Annotated in this window: 2 protein-coding genes and 3 pseudogenes; 3 read left to right on the top strand and 2 right to left on the bottom strand. The window is 69.3% G+C overall.

Features of this window, described 5'->3' with window-relative positions; genetic code table 11:
- Window positions 1–756 (top strand): annotated as a pseudogene (locus CM1CMNOD_RS19400) (right-handed parallel beta-helix repeat-containing protein); the annotation flags it as partial.
- A gap of 117 nt (window positions 757–873) precedes the next feature.
- Here CM1CMNOD_RS19400 and mnhG read toward each other — a convergent pair.
- A pseudogene (gene mnhG / locus CM1CMNOD_RS24220) lies at window positions 874–1,204 on the bottom strand (monovalent cation/H(+) antiporter subunit G).
- The gene (locus tag CM1CMNOD_RS19390; RefSeq protein ID WP_013875289.1) at window positions 1,204–1,386 is read right to left on the bottom strand and encodes a hypothetical protein; all 183 of its coding nucleotides are present in this window, start codon (window positions 1,384–1,386) and stop codon (window positions 1,204–1,206) included. Before CM1CMNOD_RS19390 ends, mnhG begins: the two are co-directional and overlap by 1 nt.
- Before the next feature lie 218 nt (window positions 1,387–1,604).
- Between CM1CMNOD_RS19390 and CM1CMNOD_RS24215 the strand changes: the two are divergent.
- A pseudogene (locus CM1CMNOD_RS24215) lies at window positions 1,605–1,748 on the top strand (hypothetical protein); the annotation flags it as partial.
- 64 nt (window positions 1,749–1,812) lie between these two features.
- Window positions 1,813–2,697, top strand: a complete 885-nt coding sequence (locus CM1CMNOD_RS19380; RefSeq protein WP_131772889.1) for an IS630 family transposase — start codon at window positions 1,813–1,815, stop codon at window positions 2,695–2,697.
- Window positions 2,698–2,702: the final 5 nt, after the last annotated feature.

Genomic DNA, 2,702 nt, shown 5'->3' with positions numbered 1-2,702 from the left:
GCCCCCATCACCCTCCGCGGCACCCACAACGCCATCATCGACGGCGGCAACCCCACCCAGGGCTACGCCATCCACCTCGACAACGCCGACCACTGGCACCTCGACGGCTTCACCGTCCAAAACAGCCAGAAAGGCGTCATGGCCGACCAGACCACCGGCGCCGTCCTGACCAACCTCCTCGTCCGCACCATCGGACAAGAAGGCATCCACCTACGCAACTTCTCCACCGACAACTTCATCGTCGGCACCACCGTCACCGGAACCGGCCGCAAGGACCCCGGCTACGGCGAAGGCATCTACATCGGCACCGCCGAATCCAACTGGAAACGCTTCAGCGGCGGCCGCCCCGACACCTCCGACCGCAACCAGATCATCGGCAACACCATCAGCGGCATCACCGCCGAAGCCATCGACATCAAGGAAGCCACCACCGGCGGACTCATCCGCGGCAACCACTTCGACGGCGCCACCATCACCGGCGCCAACTACGCCGACTCCTGGATCGACCTCAAGGGCAACAACTGGCGCGTCGAAGGCAACACCGGCACCCACAGCCCGCTGGACGGCATCCAGACCCACGTCGTCGTCGACGGCTGGGGCACCGGCAACATCATCACCGGGAACCAGCTCGACGTCCGCGGCCCCGGCTACGGCATCAACATCGACAAACCCACCAAGACCCAGAACATCGTCTCCTGCACCAACACCGTCACCGCCGCCAACAAAGGCGCGTTCAACGTGACCTGCACACGCTAGGCGCACACGCCAGGCGACCTACGGTCAGGCGACATGGTGGCCCGCCCACGCGCGAGCGGGCCACCCGCGGTGGCCGGCCGGTCAGCCCTGGGCCGCCGGTTGCCCCGGGCTCGCGATCTAGCCTCGTCGCTCGGCCAGCTCGTCCACCACGAGCAGGTCGCGGCGGACGCGTCCGGTGCGATAGGCCGCTCGACCGACCCGCTGGGCGATCACCGGCGCGGTGACGAGTCGCAGCAGCGCGACGAGAAGCAGACCGGCGGCATGCCGCGGCGCGAGCTGGACGGCGCTGCCGAGGAGAATCGCCAGCAGCCCCACCGTCTGAAGGCTTGGTGGCCGCCTGCAACCGGGACGGGACATCCGGAAATCTCAGCAGCCCCCACGCTCCCAGCAGCGAGAAGAGCGCACCCGACAGCAGCAGCAGCACGGCGGAGATCACATCGCGGATCATCAGCGGGTGGTTCCTCTCCGCTCGACCAGCCGGGCGGCGGTCAGCGACCCGTCAGCGCCGCCCGCCCGGAACCCCGCCGTGGCCGTGCCGTCGGACCCGGCAGAGCGGCCGGACACACCCGCTGTCGCGCGCTCGTCCGACACCGGGCCGACCTTCCGGGGAAGGTCACGGCGCGCGATCACACCAGACGCGGACCTCGCCCACAACAGCGGACGCGGGTGACCTGACCGGTGCCACCGATCCGTCCTCCCGATGGCCCGTCGCAGGTCCGCGGCATCGCTGACCCGCTGTGCACCGATGCCGCCATGCCACGATGCGTGCCGCTATGCCGCAATGCGGAGGGCGGGCATCCTGACTGTGCGTTACTGACGTTGAACTCGTGAGGTAGCAACTGGCTCTCGTGGGGTACCCCGGGCATACGAGGTATCCAGATGGTGGCGGGTTGAGTGCTGCCGATCGGGACCGACGGGAACGGGTCCGGTTACAGGCCGCGGACCTGTTCGCCACCGGGGTGTCGCCGCCAGAGGTGGTGCAGCGGCTGCGGGTGTCACGGAAGTCGGCGTATGACTGGCATCGGACGTGGGAGACCGCAGACCGGGACGCACTGCTTGTCGGCGGGGCCGGCGTCGCGGTGCCGACTGGACGCCGAGCAGCTGGCCTGGCTGGCAGAAGAGCTGGATCGGGGGCCGGCGGCGCACGACTGGACGGTCGACCAGCGGTGGACCCTGACCCGGATCGTCATCCTGATCGAACGGATGTTCGGGGAGTCCTACACCCTGACCGGGGTCGCGAAACTGCTACACCGCATGGAGTATTCCGCGCAGCGGCCGGTGCACCGGGCGGTGGAACGCAACGAGGAGGCGATCGCGACCTGGCGGCGACAGGTGTGGCCGCAGGTACGACAACGGCCGCGGCCGCCGGTGCCTGGATCTGCTTCCTCGACGAGGCCGGCCAGGGGCTCCAGGCCGCCGAAGGGGCGGGGCTGGTCGCGGCGCGGCCGCACTCCGGTCGTGACCGTGTCCGGCCGGCGCTCCCCGCGGATCTCGATCGCCGGGATGCTCTGCGTCCGCCCCGGCCACCGGCCCCGGCTGATCTACCGGCTGCTGGTCCACCGGGGCCACCGCGGCGAGCAGAAAGGCTGTGTCGCCACCGGCTTCACCCGGCTGGTGACCGCCGCTCACCACCAACTCGACGGGAAGATCGTGGTGGTGTGGGACAACCTGCCGGGCCATCACGCCCACAAGGTCCGCGCGTTCATCGACAAGCATGCGGACTGGCTGACCGTGCACTGGTTGCCCTCCTACGCCCCGGAACTCAACCCCACCGAGGGCATCTGGGCGCATCTGAAAAGCGGTGTCCTGGCCAACCTTGCCGCGCTCGGCCTGGACCACCTGATCCGGGTCACCAAGACCGCGCTGAAACGCATCCAGTACCGCCCCGACCTGCTGCGGGGTTTCCTGGCCGAGACCGGACTCGGACTTGAACCCCCATAGTGTCC

The organism is Protofrankia symbiont of Coriaria myrtifolia, assembly GCF_900634755.1.
GTDB lineage: Bacteria > Actinomycetota > Actinomycetes > Frankiales > Frankiaceae > Protofrankia > Protofrankia coriariae.
The sequence above is the reverse complement of the archived record's forward strand: the minus strand, read 5'-3'. Positions and strand labels throughout refer to the sequence as shown.